Below are 17,435 nucleotides of genomic sequence, written 5' to 3' on the forward strand. Positions count from 1 at the left end.
ATTTTGAAGCTCGGTCACATTGGACTGTGCCTCCTGGACGCGGGCACACGAGACGGAAGCAGGTGGACGATGAGCGATCCGGAGCACAAGCAGCGGCGCTGGGCCGGGCGCGGCCTGGTGACCGTCCTGGGGGTCCTGCCGCTGGTCCTGGCCGGGTTCGTGATCGGGTACGGCGTCGGCTCCGACGGCGACCGCCTCGGCGAGACCCTCGACGAGGCCTGGGAGGGCGGGGAGGGCACGGTCGACCACCGGCCGCTCGCGGCCTCCTTCGTCGCCACCGGCGTCGCGGGCCCCGCGCCCGACGCGCCCGCCGTGCTGCCCGTCGGCTACTCCGAGGACCTCGGCATCGCCGTCACCCACCTCCAGTTCGCGATCGACGAGTCCACCGTGCGCCCCGGCCACACCGCCGAGCTGCGGCTGCCCGTCGCCGTCCCGCCCGATAGCGAGGGCATGACCCTCGAGGTCGCCTCCGTCCGCCCCGTGCACTGCCTGTGCTCGCTGACGGCCGCCTCGGCGCCGCCGTACGGGACCGTCTGGGACGTGGCCGAAGTCGACGCCTCCTCCACCGAGGTCGTCTTCGACGTGACCGGCGCGATCGACGCGCCCGGCCGCTACGGCTTCGCCGTCACCTCGCCCGACCGCGAGGCCTACGTCGAGTTCGAGGGCGCCGAGTACGGCGGCGGCCCCGCCCTGCGGACCGTCTCCGAACCGCCCGCGCCCCCGTCGAGGCCGGTCCCGCCGACCGCGCCCGCGCCCTACCCGCACCCGGACCCGACCGGCACCGACGCGGCCCCCTCCCCGTCGGAGGACCCGTCGCCGGCCGCCGAGAGCCCGCTGCCCGTGGCGGACCCGACGCCCTCGTCCGCCCCGACGGCTCCGGCCGAACCGGCGCCCTCGTCCGACCCGGGCGCCGTCCCGGGCCTGCCCGCCATGGACCCGACCACGGCGGGCCCGCCCGAGTCGCCCACCGGCGAGTCGGGCCCGACCGAGGACGGCTTGAGCGACTGCCGGACCGGGGCCAAGCTCATCCCCACCTGCGGGGCCCTCATCGGCGTCTCGCCCGGCTCGCACACCTCCAAGGACAAGGAGGACGAGCACCTCGTCTTCGAGTCCAGGGTGGAGAAGACGCAGCAGATCCACCACGCCTACCACCGGGGGATCGAGAAGGTCTTCCCCACCGAGGACCAGATCGCGCTCACGAACGACCCCGAGCACCCGCGGACCCTCCTGCTCAACTGGAAGCCGCAGGCCGCCACCTGGGCCGAGATCGCCGCCGGGGACCCGGAGGTCGACGCGTTCCTCGACCGGCTCGCCGCCCACCTCAAGGAGAACTTCGACAAGCCGTTCTTCTTCACCGTCCACCACGAGCCCGAGAACGACGTGATCCAGGAGGAGGGCTCCGGCATGGAGGCCGCCGACTACGCCGACATGTACCGGCACGTCGTCGAGCGTCTGCGCGGGGCCGGGGTCGACAACCTCGTCACCGTCATGAACTACATGGGCTACCTCAAATGGGTCGAGAAGCCCTGGCACCACGAGCTCTACCCCGGCGACGACGTGGTCGACTGGATCGGCCTCTCGGGCTACGGCCAGTCGCTCAAGGACGACGGCCACTCCGACTTCGGGGAGATCGTCGACCAGACCAACGACACCGCCTGGCCCGGGTTCTACCACTGGATCGCCAGGGAGCACCCGTCCAAGCCGATGATGCTCGCCGAATGGGGCGTCTTCCAGATGGACGAGTACCCCGACCACCAGGCGACGGTGTTCGAGGCCGCCCGCTACCAGATGGCCCACTACCCGAGGCTCAAGGCGATCGTCTACTTCGAGTCGCCCGACGCCGAGGGCCGCAACTCCGAGGTCCACCACGACCCGGAGGTCCTGGAGGCCTTCAAGACCCTGATGCGGTCGCCGCACTTCCAAGTGCGGCTCGAATGGCCTTAGTCAGGGCTTCGGGGCCTTGGGATGGCGCTTGTACGGGGACACGTAGCGGTCGTCGGCGACCCAGAACCGCCAGGCGGTGTCGGCCGCCTTCGTGATCCCCGTCCGGGGCCCGGCGAGCACCGCCGGCGCCTCGGCGGCCGCCCGCACGGCACCGACCATGTCGGCGCCGTCGTCGGACCGGTCCCAGCCCATGGCCTGCGCCAGCCGCGCCGGGCCGCGCGCCAGGTCCCGGTCCGGCACCCGCTCGCCCCGGCGCCGCCGCGCCGCCGCGGCCCCGTCCACGACCTCGCCGGCGCGCAGCAGCACCCCGGCCCCGAACCCGGCCTCGCCGCAGACCAGGTTGGCGCAGTAGTGCATCCCGTACGTGAAGTAGACGTACAGGTGCCCCGCGGGCCCGAACATGACCGCCGTGCGATTGGTCGGCCCCCGGAAGGAGTGCGAGGCCGGATCGTCCTGGCGGTACGCCTCGACCTCGGTCAACCGGACCGTGACGCCGTTCGCGGTCACCGTGCAGCCCAGCAGCTCCGGCGCCACCGCGACCGGGTCCCGCGCGAAGAAGGACCGGTCCAGCGGGGCGCTCACGCGCAACCGGTCGGGGCGTCCGCCGCGACCGGGATCTTCTCGCCGATGACGTTCGACAGGTCGTTCAGCACGTCCACCGGCTGCTCGTACTCCTCGGGGAAGCCCACCGCCACCGGCACCTGCCGGTCGAGCGTCGTCCACTCGGCGCCGTCCCCCTCGGAGAACCAGCACACGCCGTTGAGCTTGTAGACCGCGGCCGTGTCCTCGACCGCGACCGGCTCGGCCCCGCAGGTCGCCACGACCGCCGGGTCGCCGTAGGCCATCACGGACTCCGCCGCGCGCTCGCCGCCCTCGACCGGGCGCGCCTCCAGCCCGCCCGCCGTCTCCGGCGCGGTCGCCGTCAGCGCCAGGCACACCACCGCGTCCTCGTCGCCCAGCGCGGGGACCTCCACCGACACCGGGGACAGGTCCTCCTGCACCAGGTCCGCGTCCTCGGCCTCGGGCGCGATCGCGTTGAACACCACGATGCCCGCCACCACGGCGACCGGCACCGCCACGGCGGTCGCCAGGACCGCCGGAAGCCTCGACTTGCCCACAGAGCCCAAGCGGACCGCACCCCTCAGATCTTGAGAATCGAACAGGTCAGCGTGCGGGTAATGCCCGCCACCCTCTGGACTCTACTCACCACGGCGGTTCCCAGGTCGTGGACGGTGGCGGCCTCGGTGAGCACCACCACGTCATAGGGCCCGGTGACGGTGTCGACCCTGATCACGCCCTCGATCTCGGAGACGGCGTCGGCCACCCGGCCGGCCATGCCGACCTCGGTCTGCACCAGTATGTACGCCTGCACCACGCCAGGCCTCCTCAGGGAAAGGGGCGGAGGGGGATCGGCGGTCGAACTCGACACGGGCGGGCCTGACCGGTTCCCGATCGGGGTTGAGCGAAGATTAGCGAGTGGAACACCGATCTTCAACCACCCCGGAAATGACACGGCCGTGAGCGAGACCGTCGCCGAAGTCGGCGAGTTCAGGCTGATCGAACGCTTCACCCGGCACTTCGGGACCACTCCCGACGTCGTGCTCGGCCCCGGCGACGACGCCGCGGTCGTCGCGGCCCCCGACGGCCGGGTCGTGGCCTGCACCGACATGCTCGTGGAGGGCAACCACTTCCGCCGCGACTGGTCCTCCGCGGCCGACGTCGGGCACAAGGCCGCCGCCGCCAACCTCGCCGACCTCGCGGCCATGGGGGCCCGGCCCACCGCGCTCCTCGCGGCCGTCTCCGCGCCGCAGGACACCCCCGCCGAATGGCTCGAAGGGCTCGCCTCGGGCCTGGCCGCCGAGGCCGCCGCGGTGGGCGCGGCCGTCGTCGGCGGGGACACCACCCGCGGCGACCGGCTCACCGTCACCGTCACCGCCCTCGGCGACCTCGAGGGGCGCGAGCCGGTCACGCGCGGCGGCGCCCGCCCCGGCGACGTGCTCGCCCTCGCGGGCCGGACCGGCTGGGCCGCGGCCGGGCTCAACGTGCTCTCCCGCGGCTTCCGCTCTCCGGGCGCCCTCGTGAGCGCCTACCGCAGGCCGCAGCCGCCGTACGCGGCCGGGCGCGACGCGGCCCTCGCGGGCGCGCGGGCCATGATCGACGTCTCCGACGGGCTCCTCGCCGACCTCGGCCACCTCGCGGCGGCCTCGGGTGCGGCGATCGACGTGGACACCGCGGCGCTGCCGGTCCCCGAGACGATGCGCAACGCCGCCGAAGCGCTCGGCGCCGACGCGCGGCGGTGGATCCTGACCGGGGGAGAGGACCACGCGCTGGCCGGGGTGTTCCCGCCGGACGCGGTCCTGCCGGAGCAGTGGAGGCGGATCGGCGCGGTCGCCGAGGGGCGGGGCGTGACGGTGGACGGCCGCGCCTGGACGGGCCCGACCGGCTGGGACCACTTCGACGAGGAGTGACGAAGCCGGCCGGCGAGGCCCCGCGGCGAGCGCGAAGCGGGGGCCACGCTGCATCGGTGCGGTGCGGTGCGGTGCGGTGCGGTGCGGTGCGGTGCGGTGCGGTGCGGTGCAGTGCAGTGCGCGGACCTCCCACCCAGGGTGGGTAGGTGAGGAACCCGCGCCGTCGACTCTCCCGCCCGGGTCCGACGGTCCGGCCCCTCTTGCCGCCCGGTGTCGGCATTATCACTCGCCTGCGCCGCCCCGAGCGCCGTCACTCCGCGAGCCGCCGTCCTCCGCGGGGACGACAAAACGCCGCCGGGGCTCGGCCCCGGCGGCGGTAAGTCTTCGCGGCGTCAGCCCTTAGCGGGTGACCTTGCCGGCCTTGATGCACGAAGTGCAGACCTTGGCGCGGCGCTTGTTGTCACCGGAGCCAGTCGCGATGCGGATGGTCTGCAGGTTCGGGTTCCAACGACGACGGGTCTTCTTGTGGGACCACGGGACGTTGTTGCCGAAGCCCGGGCGCTTGGCGCAGACTTCACACACGCTCGACATAATCCAAAACTCCTGCATTGACGTTCATTCGGCCCACCCCGACGGCGGGCAACCCGGCAATTCTAACGGACCCTGGAGACCGGCGGCCATCCAGGTGGCGGGACCTGCGCCACAGCGCCCCGTCCGAGCCCTCCCACGGCCCGCTCGCGGACCCGGCGGGCCTTTCGGCCCCGGAGGCGGTGGGCCTGCGCCGCAACCGGTCCCGAGCCCGAATTGCGCGGTCTGCTCGGTCCTGCCAGGACGCTCCGCGGCCGCTCTGTACTGTGGCGGCTGCCGCGGGCGGCTACCGTGGGTGACTCTAGGATGGGACCCAATCCCGTAGGCTGGCCGCATACAAGTGTTGTGCCGATGCCCATATATTTTTTGGTGAGTCGAACATGAGCCACACCCCGCAGCAGCCTGCAGACGGCTGGCAGCAGCCGCAGCAACAGCCCCCGGTGTACCGCCCGAACGAGCAGCCTCCGGCCGAAGAACCGCCACCGTGGTCCCCGGAGAGCCAGCGCATGTCGCCGCCGAGCCAGCAGGTCCCCCCGCCGGTCGAAGACGACGGCACCGTCAAGTACGTCGGCGGACCCGGCATGCAGCAGTCGCCGCAGTACGGCCCGCCTCCGGGCGTCCCCGTCTCGCCGTTCGACGCGCCGCCCCAGCAGCCGCACCTGCCTCCCCAGCCCCCGCAGGGCATGCCCCCCCAGGGGATGCCCGCCTCGGACCCGTTCGGCGGCGGTGGCGGCGTGCCCGTCTCCGGGATGCCGGTGTCCGGGATGCCCCCCGTGTCGTCGATCCCCGCCTCGGGGATGCCGGTCTCCGCGCCGGGCGGCCCCGGCCAGTACGGGCAGCCGCCGTTCGGCGGCGGCCAGTTCGGTCCGCAGGGCGGCCAGCTCGTCCCGGTCTCGGGCGGCGGGGCCCAGCCGTGGGGCGCGCCGGACGCGATCCAGCGCAACAACAAGAAGAAGGGCAAGGGCCCGATGTGGCTCCTGCTCGTCGGCGTAGTGGTCATCGTCGCTGCCCTGGGCGTCGGCGGGTTCATCCTGTTCAACCCGACCGGCGGCGACCCCGAGGGCGAGCAGACCGGCACCATCGAGAGCGCCGAACCCGGGGTCGCCGAGGTCCCTGCGGACATGATCCGCGTCAACGAGGCGTCCGGCCTGAGCGTCCTCGCCGGTGCCGATTGGGCCGAGAACACCGAGGCCCCCACGGTCTTCTCGGACGTGACCGGCCTGGCCACGGCCGACGGCGCCAACTCCGCCTACTTCGGCGTCCTGGACGCGGAGGTGCTCGGCGTGACCGAGGAATCGGGCACCGGAGAGGTCGGCTCCGCCTTCGACGCGCTGCTCGCCGAGCACCTGGGCGGCGAGGTCGGGGCGGACGTCACGGCCACCTCCTACCGGGTCGACGCCCGGGCCGCCGAGTTCCGGACCTTCACGGTCGGGGAGACGACGGTCCTGACGGCCCTCATCGAGACGCCCGACGGCTACGTCGGGTTCGCCGGCTTCGCCGTGGCCGGCAACGCCCAGATCGTCGACTCCCTGCGCTCGACCCTCACCTTCGGCCCCTGACCGATCGACCGCCACGGCCCGGCCCGCGCCGAAGCGCGGGCCGGGCCTTTTCCGCCGCCGCCCGGTCCGGCGGCGGGACCCGGAGCGCCCCCACGACGCGGCGCGCTGCCGGGCGCCGCGGCGGGGGCGTATCCTCATGGCCCGTGGTGGAAATCCCTGAGACCGGACGCCAGGCCCTCGACGCCGACATCATGCGCGAGTGGGCCGCCCGCGGCATCGACACGTTGACCCGCCACCGGCGCGGCGTCGACGAGCTCAACGTCTTCCCCGTCGCCGACTCCGACACCGCGACGAACATGCTCGCGACCCTCCAGGCCGCCTTCCAGGGCGGCACCCCCGGCCTGGGCCTCGAAGCGCTCCTCGACGAGGCCGCCGGGCGCGCGCTCCTGTCGGCCCGCGGCAACTCCGGGGTGATCCTCGCGCAGATGCTCCGCGGCCTCGCCGACGCCTGGAACGGCGACGAGATCGACGCCAAGGGCTTCGCGTCCGGCCTGCGGTCGGCCACCGACGCGGCCACGGCCGCCGTCGCGGTCCCGACCGCGGGGACCATCCTCACCGTCGCCGAGTCGGCCGCGTCCGCCGCCGCCAAGGCCGCCCCGTTCGGGTTCGTCTCGGCCGCCCGCGCCGCCGCCGAGGCCGGCGCCCAGGCCGTCGCCGCCACCCCCGGCCAGCTCCCCGCGCTCGCCCGCGCGGGCGTCGTGGACGCGGGGGGCCTGGCCCTCACCCTCATCCTCGAGGCCCTCGTCGAGACCCTCACCGGCTCGGTCTCCACCGGCGCGCTCGACCTCCTCGAACGCCACCGCGTGCGCGCGGTCGAGGAGGCCGAGCAGGTGCCGCGCGAGACCGGCTCCGAGGTCTTCGGCTACGAGGTCCAGTACCTGCTCGAGGCCGACGCTGCCGCCGCCGCCGAACTGCGGCACCGGCTCACCGCGCTCGGCGACTCGGTGGTCATCATCGGCTCGCGCGCCGCCAAGGACGTCACCACGTTCAACGTCCACGTGCACGTCAACGACATCGGCGCGGCCATCGAGGCCGGGATCGAGCGCGGCCGCGTCCACCGCATCTCGGTGACACGCTTCGACGACGCCCACCACACCCAGGCCGCCCACCACACCGAGTCCGCCCACCACACCGGGGCCGACCGCCGCCACCAGGCCCCGCCCGAGCCCCGGCAGGCCCCCGAGCGGGCCGTCGTCGTGGTCACCGCCGCGGGCGTCCGCGACTTCCTCGAACGCGAGGGCTGCCGCGCCGTGCGGGTCGAGCGCCTCCCCGACGAGGACGAGGCCGTCGCCGCCACCGCCGACCGCATCGCCGCCGAGCTCGCGGCGGTCCGCGAGGCGGGCGGGTCGAGCGCCGTCGTGGTCACCGACGAGCCCGCCGCGGCCCGCGCCGCCCGCGGGGCCGTCCAGCGGGCCCGCCAGGACGGCTACCGCGTCACCGTGCTGCCCACCGGCTCGGTCGTGCAGAGCCTCGCGGCGTTCGCCGTCCACGACCCCGACCGCCACTTCGACGACGACGTGGTCGCCATGTCCGAGGCCGCCGCCGCCTGCCGCACCGGCGAGCTCCGCTCCGGGACCGAGGGCGTCGAGGTCGTCGTCGGCGAGGCGGACCTCGGCGTCTTCGACACCGCGCTCGAAGCCGCCCGCGACCTCGCCGACCGCCTCTGCGGCACCGGCGCCGAACTCCTCACCGTCCTGCCCGGCGCCGCGTTCGAACCGGAAAGTGTCACAGCCCTGAGCGATCATGTCCGCGAGGCGTGGCCGCTCGTGGAGATCCAGCGACTGCCCGCCGGAGACGACGAACCGCTGCTGCTGATCGGAGCCGAATGACCATCGGGCTGGAGACCCGCCTGCGCGAGGTCCTCGACAAGAAGTCGGTGGAGAAGCTCGGGGAGGAGCTGGACCTCGACACCATCGGGGACCTGCTCGGCCACTACCCGTTCCGCTACATCGGACAGGGCGAGCGCCCCGACCTCGGCCGCCTCGCCATCGGTGAGGAGGTCACCGTCTTCGCCGAGGTCCGCGCCGCCGTCGCGAGGAAGTACCAGCCCAAGCGCCCGGGCAAGAAGGCCCGGCGCGCCGAGCGTCTCGAAGTCGTCATCGCCGACGAGGACGGCCGGACGCTGACCCTCGTCTACTTCAACCAGCCCTGGCTCAAAGAGCACCTCACCGCCGGGAAGCAGGGGCTCTTCGTCGGCAAGGTCGGCCAGTTCAACGGCCGCCTCCAGCTCAACTCCCCGCAGCACTTCCTGGTCGACGAGTGGAACGTGACCAGCGGCCTCCTCCCGGTCTACCCCGGCACCGCCGAACTGCCGTCCTGGAAGATCATGAAGGCCGTCCACACCGTCCTCGGACTCGTCCCCGGCCTCGCCGACCCGCTCCCGCGCGAGATCCGCTCCCGCCTCGGCCTCCTCGGCTACGGCGAGGCGCTGCGCCGCATCCACCGCCCCGAGACGCACGAAGTCCTCGGCGCGGCCAAGAAGCGCCTCAAATGGCAGGAGGCCCTGGTCCTCCAGACCGTGCTGGTCCGGCGCAAGGCCGAGTCCCTCGCCGAGGCCGCCACCCCCTACCCCGCCGGCGGGGCGATCCTCGACGCGTTCGACGCCCGCCTGCCCTTCGACCTCACCGCCGGGCAGCGCCGGGTCGGCGCCGAGATCGCCGCCGAGATCGCGCAGCCGCACCCCATGCACCGGCTCCTCCAGGGCGACGTCGGCTCCGGCAAGACCCTCGTCGCCCTCCGCGCCATGCTCCAGGTCGTCGCCCACGGCGGCCAGGCCGCGCTCCTGGCCCCCACCGAGGTCCTCGCCGCCCAGCACCACCGCTCCATCGCCGAGATGCTCGGCGACCTCGCGAACGGCGGCCAGCTCGGCGCGCCGCCCGAGGCCACCCAGGTCGTGCTCCTCACCGGCTCGGCCACCGCCGCCCAGCGCCGCCCCGTCCTCGACGCCGTCAGGACCGGCGCCGCCGGGATCGTCATCGGCACCCACGCGCTCCTCTACGACGGCGTGGACTTCGCCGACCTCGGCCTGGCCGTCGTCGACGAGCAGCACCGCTTCGGCGTGGAGCAGCGGGACGCCCTGCGCGCCAAGGCCCAGCGGCCCCCGCACACCCTCGTCATGACGGCCACGCCGATCCCGCGCACCGTCGCGATGACCGTCTACGGCGACCTGGAGACCAGCCGCCTCACCGAGCTCCCCGCCGGGCGCACCCCCATCGCCACCCACGTCGTGCCCTACACCGACCAGCGCTGGATGCAGCGCACCTGGGCCCGCCTGCGCGAAGAGGTCGCCGCCGGACGCCAGGCGTACGTGGTCTGCCCGCGCGTCGGCGACGACCAGAAGAACGACGACGACCTCGGCGGCGCCGACGGCGACAAGCGCCCGCCGCTGGCGGTCACCGACGTCATCGAGCAGCTGCGCGGCGGCCCGCTCCAGGGCCTGCGGCTCGGCCTCCTGCACGGGCGCCTCGACGCGGACGAGAAGGACCGCGTCATGCGCGCCTACGCCGCGGGCGAGATCGACGTCCTCGTCGCCACCACGGTCATCGAGGTCGGCGTGAACGTCCCCAACGCGACCGCCATGGTCGTCCTCGACGCCGAGCGCTTCGGCATCTCCCAGCTCCACCAGCTGCGCGGACGCGTCGGCCGCGGCGCCCACCCGGGCCTGTGCCTGCTCGTCAGCGAGGCCGCCGAGGGCAGCTCCTCGCGCGAGCGCCTCGACGCGGTCGCCTCCACGACCGACGGGTTCGCGCTGGCCGAGCTCGACCTGGAGCAGCGCCGCGAGGGCGACGTGCTCGGCGCGGCCCAGTCGGGCGTGAAGTCGCACGTGAAGCTCCTGTCGCTGCTCAAGGACGCCGACATCATCGAGGAGGCCCGCGCCGAGGCCGCCGCGCTCATCGGCGCCGACCCCGACCTGCGCGGCGAGCCGGCGTTCGCGGCCCTCGTCGACGACCTGGCGGCCGACCGCGGGGAGTTCCTGGAGAAGGGCTGACCGGCTCCGCAGGGCGACCACGGACCGGGCCGCCGGGCTCGGCGCCGGGGCCGATGACCGGCCCCGCGCGGCGGCGGCCCGCGAGGCCGCCCGTGAGCCGTCCCGGCCGCGGCGGGCGCGGATTACAGTAGTGCCAAATGACTAGGATCATCGCCGGCAGCCTCAAGGGCCGCCGCCTCGCCACGCCGCCGGGGGACCGCACCCGGCCCACGTCGGACCGGGTCCGCGAAGCCCTGTTCAACTCGCTCGCGCCCGGCGGCGACCTCGACGGCCTCCGCTTCGCCGACCTCTACGCCGGCTCCGGAGCGGTCGGACTGGAGGCGCTCTCCCGGGGCGCCTCGGCCGCCCTGTTCGTCGAGTCCCACGCGCAGACCGCGAAGCTCCTGCGCCGCAACATCGCCGATCTCGGCGTCACCGGCGCCGAAGTGATCTGCGCCCCCGTCGAGAAGGTCCTCCAGAACGAGCCGGCCCTGCCCTTCGACATCGTCTTCGCCGACCCGCCGTACGCGGTCACCGACGCCGGGATCGCCGACCTCCTCGAGTCCCTGGTCGCGCACGGCTGGCTCGCCGCGGACGCCGACGTCGTGGTCGAGCGCGGCGGCAGGGACGCGGCCGTGCCGTGGCCCGACCAGATCGCAGAAGACCGCGTCCGCCGCTACGGCACCACGGCCCTTTGCTACGGTCACGCCCTGTGAAACCTGAAGCCCGAATCGCCGTCTGCCCCGGGTCGTTCGATCCGGTGACGTACGGTCATCTCGACATCCTCGGACGCGCCGCCCAGCTGTACGATGAGGTATGGGTCGCGGTCTTCCACAACGCCTCCAAGAACCCGCTGTTCAGCGTCGAGGAACGAGTGGAACTCCTCAGCGAGACCACCAAGGACATGCCCAATGTGCGAATAGCGTCCTCCCAGGGCCTGGTCGTCGACTTCTGTCGGCGGCACGGCGCCGGAGTACTCGTCAAAGGCGTCCGCGCGGTCTCGGACTTCGACTACGAACTGCAGATGGCACAGATGAACTACGGGTTGGGAGGCGTCGAGACGGTGTTCATCCCGACCAACCCCCAGTACTCCTTCCTTTCGTCCTCGATGGTCAAGGACGTGGCGAAATGGGGCGGCGACATCTCGCCCTATGCGCCGGAAATCGTCCAATCACGACTGGTTGAGCGATTGGGGCAGGATTAGCCACGTTTTCAACCCTCATCCGGGACAATGTCCCCATGACTGACATCGACGGGAGCAAATCGGTGGGTGCGCTCGACCGGATCGAAGAGATCATCGCCTACGTGGAGCAGGCCAAGGCCGTGCCCATGTCCCGCGCCTGCAAAGTGGACCGGGCCGAGATGATCGCCATGCTCGAAGAGCTCCAGAACGAACTCCCCGGCGACCTGCGCCGCGCGGAGGCCATGCTCCAGGAGCGCGACAAGATCATCGACGCCGGCGAACGCGAGGCCGAGCGCATCATCACCGAGGGCGAGACCGAGCACGCGCGCCTGGTCTCGCGGCACGAGATCACCGTGTCGGCCGAGCACGAGGGCAACCGCATCATCGCGGAGGCCCGCGGCGAGGCCCAGCGCCTGCGCGACGAGGTGGACGAGTACGTGGACACCACGCTCGCGAACTTCGAGCAGTTCCTGCACCGGGCCCTGTCGGGCGTCGAGCGCGGACGCGACAAGATGCACACCCTCCGGGAGATCGGCACCTTCGCGCCCGCGCAGCAGGAGCAGATGGAGGAGGAGAAGCCACTCCCGCAGCTTTAGCGGAGGGAGCGTGGGTCCAGTCGCAGCTTTAGCGGAGGGAGCGTGGGTCCAGTCGCAGCTTTAGCGGAGGGAGCATGGGCCCGGTCGCAGCTCCAACGAGGGGCGCGGGTCCGGCCGTGGCGTATCCACCCACCCAGGGTGGGGAAGTGGTCCTCCCCGCCAACATCGCATCCGCGACCGACGATTCCGGCCCGGTTCCCCCCTCGCTATAGCCGGAATCACATCGCCGCCGCCGTGTCGCGCCGCCGCATCCGGCGGCCCCGCCCCGGCTCCCACCTGGGTTGGAGCCGCCGCCTCCGCTGATGTAACATTGTCGGTCGGCCTCGATCGAGGCGCATCTCCCTGACGTGAGGACCGCAGTACACCCATGACGAAAGCCGCTCTGGATCCCGCCGCGCCGCTGGTGTTCGACACCGCGGAGCTGGGGCGCAGCTCGGGCACGACCATGCACATCGAGCGCGGCGTCCCCGCGCCCGAGGCGTTCGGTCTCGAAGGCGTGTACGCCGTCCCCAAGTCGTCGACCGTCGACCTCGACGTCCGGCTGACCGCGGTCAGCGAGGGCGTCCTCGTCGACGGCGAGGTCGAGGCCGTCGCCGAGGGCGAGTGTGCGAGGTGCCTCGCACCCGTGCGGGACACCCTCAGGGTCCAGGTGCAGGAGCTGTACGCTTATGAAGGCTCCGTCACCGAAGCGACCACCGACGCCGATGAGATCATGCGGCTCGAGGGGGACCTGCTCGATCTGGAGCCCGCGGTTCGGGACGCGCTGGTGCTGGCCATGCCGGTCACTCCGCTGTGCCGACCTGACTGCCCGGGGTTGTGCGCCGAATGCGGCGTCCCCTGGGACGAACTGCCCGACGACCACGGCCACGAGGCCGTGGACCCCCGTTGGGCGGGCTTGGAGAAGCTTCGGCTCGCCGACACCGATGGCGAATCGAAATAGCACAGCGTATAGGTATGGAGTTCTGAAGTGGCTGTTCCGAAGCGTCGTATGTCGCGCAGCAACACCCGGCACCGTCGGTCGCAGTGGAAGGCTGCGCCGATCCAGCTGGTCGAGTGCCCGCAGTGCCACGCCAAGAAGCGCGGCCACCAGGTCTGCGAGGTGTGCGGCACGTACAAGGGCCGCCAGGTCCTCGAGGTCTGAGCCCTCCCGCTCATGGGCGACAAGGCTGTACAACATTTCGAAGCGGTGTTCGGGGTCAGGGATATCGACCCCGAACTGCTGCGTCTCGCCCTGACCCACCGGTCGTACGCGTACGAGCACGGCGGACTGCCCACCAACGAGCGCCTGGAGTTCCTCGGGGACTCCGTGCTCAGCCTGGTGATCACCACCGCGCTCTACCGCAACCACCCGGACCTGCCCGAGGGGCAGCTCGCGCGCCTGCGCGCGTCGGTGGTGAACATGAAGGCGCTGGCCGGCGTGGCGCGCCGCATGGGCGCGGGCGGCATCGGCCCGCACCTCCTGCTCGGCAAGGGCGAGGAGACCTCGGGCGGACGCGGCAAGAACTCGATCCTGGCCGACGCGGTCGAGGCGCTGCTCGGCGCCGTCTACCTCCAGTACGGGGTGGAGATCGCCAAGCGGGTGGTGCACTCGTTCTTCGACTCGCTCATGGAGGCCGCCGCCGGGCAGGGCGCGGCCTTGGACTGGAAGACCAGCCTCCAGGAGCTGACGGCCGACTCCGGCCTGGGGGTGCCCGAGTACCGGATCACCGAGTCCGGGCCCGACCACGCCAAGGAGTTCACGGCCTGGGCCGTGGTGGCCGGCGAGGAGTTCGGCGAGGGCTCCGGCGGCTCCAAGAAGGACGCCGAGCAGATCGCCGCCAAGCTCGCCTGGACCGTCCTATCCGAACGACTGGGCGTCAAGCAGCGGTGATGGTGGCGGTCCGCCGTGGCCCGGCAGGACCGCCCCAGAACAAATCTGAGCTGCGGCTGGACTCGTCGCAAGTACGCTCCGCTGATGTACTGGCTCCTCACCAGCCTTGTCAGATTCGCCTTGGAACGGTCCCTATGGCTGCGACCGTCACCGGGTAAGGCTATCGCTGGCACTTGGGGCAGTAGTGGGCCGAGCGGTCGCCGATGACCTCGCGCGCGATCGCGGTCCCGCAGCGACGGCACGGCTGGCCCGCCCGTCCGTAGACCGCCAGCTCCCTCGCGAAGTACCCGGCCTCGCCCCTCGCGTCCACGTACAGCTCGTCGAAGGACGTCCCGCCCACCGCGAGCGACTCGGTCAGCACGTCCCTGACGTGCCCCAGCAGCTCCAGGGCCTTGCGCCGCGACAGCGAGTCGCCGCTGCGCCGCCCCCGCAGGCGCGAGCGCCACAGCGCCTCGTCGGCGTAGATGTTCCCGACCCCGCTGATCCAGCCCTGGTCCAGCAGCGCCTTCTTCACCTCGATGCGCCGCCGCAGCAGCCGCGTCGCGCTCAGCTCCGCGTCGAACTCGGGCTCGAACACGTCCGGGGCGATGTGCCCCATGGTCTTGGGGACCGCCCCGTCCAGGTCGGCCAGCTCCCAGTACCCGAAGGTCCGCTGGTCGATGAACCACAGCTCGCGCGCGTCGGTGAAGCGCATCCGCCCCCGCAGGTGCCTGTGGGCCTCGCGCCCGTCGGTGACGACGTGCAGCTGGCCGCTCATCCCCAGGTGGCAGATGAGCGCGCGGCCGTCGTCGAGGCCGAGCCACATGAACTTGCCCCGGCGCCCCGAACCGGTGATCCGGAGCCCCGCGAGGCTCCGCTGGAAATCGGCGATGCCGGGGACGTGGCGGCGCACGGTCCGCGGGTTGTAGACCTCGACGGCGCTGATCTGTCCGCCGCGGAAGGCCGCGTCGACCCCGCGGCGGACCGTTTCGACTTCGGGTAGCTCTGGCACGTTTCAAGTATGCCCCGGGCCCGGCCGCCCCCTAGCTCAGCTGCGGGTGCTTCTCCCTGACCGTGTCGATGCCGTAGTTGATCGCGAAGGCGATCGCCGCGAGCCGCGAGTTCACGCCGAGCTTGCCGAGCACGTTCTGCACGTGGGAGCGGACCGTGGAGACCGAGACGCCCATCTGGTCGGCCATGTGGCTGGTCGGCTCGCCGCGCACGATGCGGCGCAGCACGTCGTCCTCGCGCGGCGTCAGGTGGTGCGCGAGCTCGAGCGCGTCGTCGTCGCCCAGGAGCGGCGCCGGTTGGAGCGCCGCCCGCAGCAGCTGCGGATCGTAGTACGGGGGGCTGGCGAGGCCGCGGTCGATGGCGTGCAGCAGCTCGCCGGGCATGATGTGGGTGTTGGCTATCCCGGCGGCGGAGACGGAGACGGCCTTGCGCAGCACCGAGCCGTCGTCGCGGTCGGTGATGAGGAAGACGGGGCGTTTGCAGTCGGTCAGGACCCGGTTGCGGGAGACCGCCTCGAGCGCGACGAGGCAGCAGTCGATCTGCGCGTCCGCGGACACGAGCGCCCTCGCGCTCCTCGCCTCGATCGGGATGTCACCGCGTCGGTGGAGCAGGGGCCGAATGCTGGCGGAGAAGACCTGATTCGGGTCGTACAGCATGACACGCACGGTTGGCACCTCATCCTTCAGGTTTTTCGCGCCTCCCCAGATGCGCGCCCGTTCAGGCGGCCACCCCAGCATGACCGTTGGTAATCATTCAGTCCAGCGTTGAGTCGGATGGACGACAGTAAGAGGTATGGGCGGCGCCTACCTGCGATAATGCGGGCCCCTGAAGGACCGGGCCCGGCGGCGGCGCCGTCTCAGCCGAAGTTCTGCACCCAGTAGATGGTGCCGTCCCTGTCGTACGCGCCGACGCCTATGACGCTGTAGCCGCAGTTCAGGATGTTGGCCCGGTGGCCCTCGGAGTTCATCCAGCCCTCCATGACGGCCTCGGCGTCGGGGTAGCCGTAGGCGATGTTCTCGCCGACGCCGCCGTCGTAGCCCTGCTCGTTCGCGCGGTCGGTGGGGCTGCGCCCGTCCTGCGAGGTGTGGCTGAAGTAGTCGTTGACGGCCATGTCCTCGGCGTGGAGCAGCGCGGCGGCGTCGAGCCGCCCGTCGCGGTCGAGGGAGCCGCAGCCGTTGTCGGCGCGGTAGTCGTTGACGAGGTCGAGCACGGCCGACTCGGCGTCGGCGTGCTCCGAGTCGCCGGAGCCGCCCCCCGAGTCGCCGCCGCCGCTGCCGCCGGTGTCCCCGCCGCCGTCGTCGTCCTCCTCGGCCGCCTCCGTGGTCTCCTCGGCGGCCTCGGTGGTCGGGGCCTCCTCGGCCTCCTGCGGCTGGATCGCGGCCTCGTCGAGCAGCAGCTCGGGGAGGGCCTGCGCGGTCGGGGCCGCCGCGGCGGACTCGGTCTCGGGTGCGCCCTCAGTGGAGGCGGCGTCGCCGTCGAGTGGCGAGTCGAGCGCCCACAGTGAGGTCGCGGCGGTCGCGAGGCCGAAGGTCACCAGGATCGACAGGAGGATCCGGCGCCGGCTCTCGGCGGGGTCGCGGTGGCGCCCGCCCTGGAGTCTTCGCATGGGGGTACGGCCTCGTCACGTGGGGTTACGTGTGGAATGTTCGTATTTTCCGCGGACCCTACCAGGTTCGGGCGGGATTTGCACGGCTCGATCCGCCGCGATCGGTGCGACGCACCCCCCACAGGTGTGACCCCCGTCGAATCAGGAGGGCAAAGCATGTGCAAAGCTTGACGAAGACCGCCGATCAGGCGGATGATGTTGAGAGACGGCCAGTGTTCACGAGCCGTGCTCCACTGGTCCGTCAAGGGGCAATCGGCCCCGGCGGCTAACAAATTCACTCACCGAAATGCGACGTTTTTCATGGTGCGTACGCCAACGCCACCAGACGACGTGATCGCAAGGAGAAACCATGGCGAAAGCCCTCTACGGCCACATCGGCCAGGCTCCCAACAAGCGCCTGCTCGAGGAAGTGGTCCAGCTACGTGCGCGAGTACGCAACCTGGAGACCGAGCTCGCCGAGCTCCGGGCACGGGAGGCCGAGATCGAACACGATCAGGTCGAGGAGCTGATGCGGCTGCACGAGCCCGCGTTGACTTAAACCGTCACTCGCGACAACGGAACACGCGCGCGCCTGCTGCCAACAGCCGGCGCGCATCGTCATGTCTGGGCCCCGAACGCGGGCGCCGGGCCCGTCCCGGGGCTTTGACCTGCCGGGTTCGGTCACACCGGCCTTGTAGGCTGGGACGGTCCCGAACCACGCCGACGCACCCGCCCGGAGCGACCG

Annotated in this window: 19 protein-coding genes; 12 read left to right on the top strand and 7 right to left on the bottom strand. The window is 72.3% G+C overall.

Going from position 1 to position 17,435, the window contains the following annotated elements:
- Positions 1 to 69: 69 nt before the first annotated feature.
- Positions 70 to 1,944: a glycosyl hydrolase gene (locus tag LO763_RS03555; RefSeq protein WP_230600573.1), complete on the top strand. Its 1,875-nt coding sequence runs from the start codon at positions 70 to 72 to the stop codon at positions 1,942 to 1,944.
- On the opposite strand, the gene LO763_RS03560 is transcribed toward LO763_RS03555, so the two are convergent.
- From LO763_RS03560 to LO763_RS03570, 3 genes are read right to left on the bottom strand one after another with little or no spacing between them, the layout of a single operon-like run.
- A complete protein-coding gene (locus LO763_RS03560) occupies positions 1,945 to 2,526 on the bottom strand; it encodes a DNA-3-methyladenine glycosylase (RefSeq protein ID WP_230600574.1) in 582 nt (193 codons plus the stop codon).
- A complete protein-coding gene (locus LO763_RS03565; RefSeq protein ID WP_230600575.1) occupies positions 2,523 to 3,062 on the bottom strand; it encodes a DUF3515 family protein in 540 nt (179 codons plus the stop codon). The genes LO763_RS03560 and LO763_RS03565 overlap by 4 nt, the downstream gene beginning before the upstream one ends.
- Positions 3,063 to 3,085: 23 nt before the next feature.
- The gene (locus LO763_RS03570; protein ID WP_230600576.1) at positions 3,086 to 3,319 is read right to left on the bottom strand and encodes an Lrp/AsnC ligand binding domain-containing protein; all 234 of its coding nucleotides are present in this window, start codon (positions 3,317 to 3,319) and stop codon (positions 3,086 to 3,088) included.
- 142 nt (positions 3,320 to 3,461) lie between these two features.
- On the opposite strand from LO763_RS03570, the gene LO763_RS03575 reads away from it, so the two are divergent.
- Positions 3,462 to 4,412, top strand: a complete 951-nt coding sequence (locus LO763_RS03575) for a thiamine-phosphate kinase (RefSeq protein ID WP_230600577.1) — start codon at positions 3,462 to 3,464, stop codon at positions 4,410 to 4,412.
- 339 nt (positions 4,413 to 4,751) lie between these two features.
- Here the strand turns inward: LO763_RS03575 and rpmB are convergent, their stop codons facing one another.
- The gene (rpmB, locus tag LO763_RS03580; RefSeq protein WP_030157716.1) at positions 4,752 to 4,943 is read right to left on the bottom strand and encodes a 50S ribosomal protein L28; all 192 of its coding nucleotides are present in this window, start codon (positions 4,941 to 4,943) and stop codon (positions 4,752 to 4,754) included.
- A gap of 377 nt (positions 4,944 to 5,320) precedes the next feature.
- Between rpmB and LO763_RS03585 the strand changes: the two genes are divergently transcribed.
- From LO763_RS03585 to rnc, 9 genes are all read left to right on the top strand, one after another.
- Entirely contained in the window at positions 5,321 to 6,499 is a 1,179-nt protein-coding gene (locus tag LO763_RS03585; RefSeq protein WP_230600578.1) for a hypothetical protein, read from the top strand.
- A gap of 143 nt (positions 6,500 to 6,642) precedes the next feature.
- Positions 6,643 to 8,328, top strand: coding sequence for a DAK2 domain-containing protein (locus LO763_RS03590; RefSeq protein WP_230600579.1), 1,686 nt, complete (start codon positions 6,643 to 6,645; stop codon positions 8,326 to 8,328).
- Entirely contained in the window at positions 8,325 to 10,487 is a 2,163-nt protein-coding gene (locus LO763_RS03595) for an ATP-dependent DNA helicase RecG (RefSeq protein ID WP_230600580.1), read from the top strand. The genes LO763_RS03590 and LO763_RS03595 overlap by 4 nt, the downstream gene beginning before the upstream one ends.
- 137 nt (positions 10,488 to 10,624) lie before the next feature.
- On the top strand, positions 10,625 to 11,182 hold the full coding sequence (gene rsmD / locus LO763_RS03600) for a 16S rRNA (guanine(966)-N(2))-methyltransferase RsmD (RefSeq protein ID WP_230600581.1): 558 nt from the start codon (positions 10,625 to 10,627) through the stop codon (positions 11,180 to 11,182).
- The gene (coaD, locus tag LO763_RS03605) at positions 11,179 to 11,670 is read left to right on the top strand and encodes a pantetheine-phosphate adenylyltransferase (protein WP_230600582.1); all 492 of its coding nucleotides are present in this window, start codon (positions 11,179 to 11,181) and stop codon (positions 11,668 to 11,670) included. The genes rsmD and coaD overlap by 4 nt, the downstream gene beginning before the upstream one ends.
- Positions 11,671 to 11,732: 62 nt before the next feature.
- Positions 11,733 to 12,245, top strand: coding sequence for a hypothetical protein (locus tag LO763_RS03610; RefSeq protein ID WP_369431914.1), 513 nt, complete (start codon positions 11,733 to 11,735; stop codon positions 12,243 to 12,245).
- A gap of 367 nt (positions 12,246 to 12,612) precedes the next feature.
- On the top strand, positions 12,613 to 13,185 hold the full coding sequence (locus tag LO763_RS03615; RefSeq protein ID WP_230600584.1) for a YceD family protein: 573 nt from the start codon (positions 12,613 to 12,615) through the stop codon (positions 13,183 to 13,185).
- Positions 13,186 to 13,212: 27 nt separating this feature from the next.
- On the top strand, positions 13,213 to 13,386 hold the full coding sequence (rpmF, locus tag LO763_RS03620) for a 50S ribosomal protein L32 (protein ID WP_230600585.1): 174 nt from the start codon (positions 13,213 to 13,215) through the stop codon (positions 13,384 to 13,386).
- Positions 13,387 to 13,398: 12 nt separating this feature from the next.
- Complete coding sequence (gene rnc / locus LO763_RS03625; RefSeq protein WP_230600586.1) at positions 13,399 to 14,115, top strand: ribonuclease III; 717 nt, start codon at positions 13,399 to 13,401, stop codon at positions 14,113 to 14,115.
- A 160-nt stretch (positions 14,116 to 14,275) separates the two neighbouring features.
- Here the strand turns inward: rnc and mutM are convergent, their stop codons facing one another.
- From mutM to LO763_RS03640, 3 genes are all read right to left on the bottom strand, one after another.
- Positions 14,276 to 15,106, bottom strand: a complete 831-nt coding sequence (gene mutM, locus LO763_RS03630; RefSeq protein WP_230600587.1) for a bifunctional DNA-formamidopyrimidine glycosylase/DNA-(apurinic or apyrimidinic site) lyase — start codon at positions 15,104 to 15,106, stop codon at positions 14,276 to 14,278.
- Positions 15,107 to 15,137: 31 nt separating this feature from the next.
- On the bottom strand, positions 15,138 to 15,779 hold the full coding sequence (locus LO763_RS29555) for a helix-turn-helix transcriptional regulator (RefSeq protein ID WP_230600588.1): 642 nt from the start codon (positions 15,777 to 15,779) through the stop codon (positions 15,138 to 15,140).
- 182 nt (positions 15,780 to 15,961) lie between these two features.
- Positions 15,962 to 16,711 carry a CAP domain-containing protein gene (locus LO763_RS03640; protein ID WP_230600589.1) on the bottom strand — a complete coding sequence of 250 codons (750 nt, stop codon included), beginning with the start codon at positions 16,709 to 16,711 and terminating at the stop codon, positions 15,962 to 15,964.
- A 349-nt stretch (positions 16,712 to 17,060) separates the two neighbouring features.
- Here LO763_RS03640 and LO763_RS03645 point away from each other — a divergent pair, with 349 nt between their 5' ends.
- On the top strand, positions 17,061 to 17,249 hold the full coding sequence (locus tag LO763_RS03645; RefSeq protein ID WP_230600590.1) for a hypothetical protein: 189 nt from the start codon (positions 17,061 to 17,063) through the stop codon (positions 17,247 to 17,249).
- Positions 17,250 to 17,435: the final 186 nt, after the last annotated feature.

The sequence above is a fragment of the Glycomyces amatae genome (genome assembly GCF_020991375.1).
Taxonomy (GTDB): Bacteria; Actinomycetota; Actinomycetes; order Mycobacteriales; family Micromonosporaceae; genus Glycomyces; species Glycomyces amatae.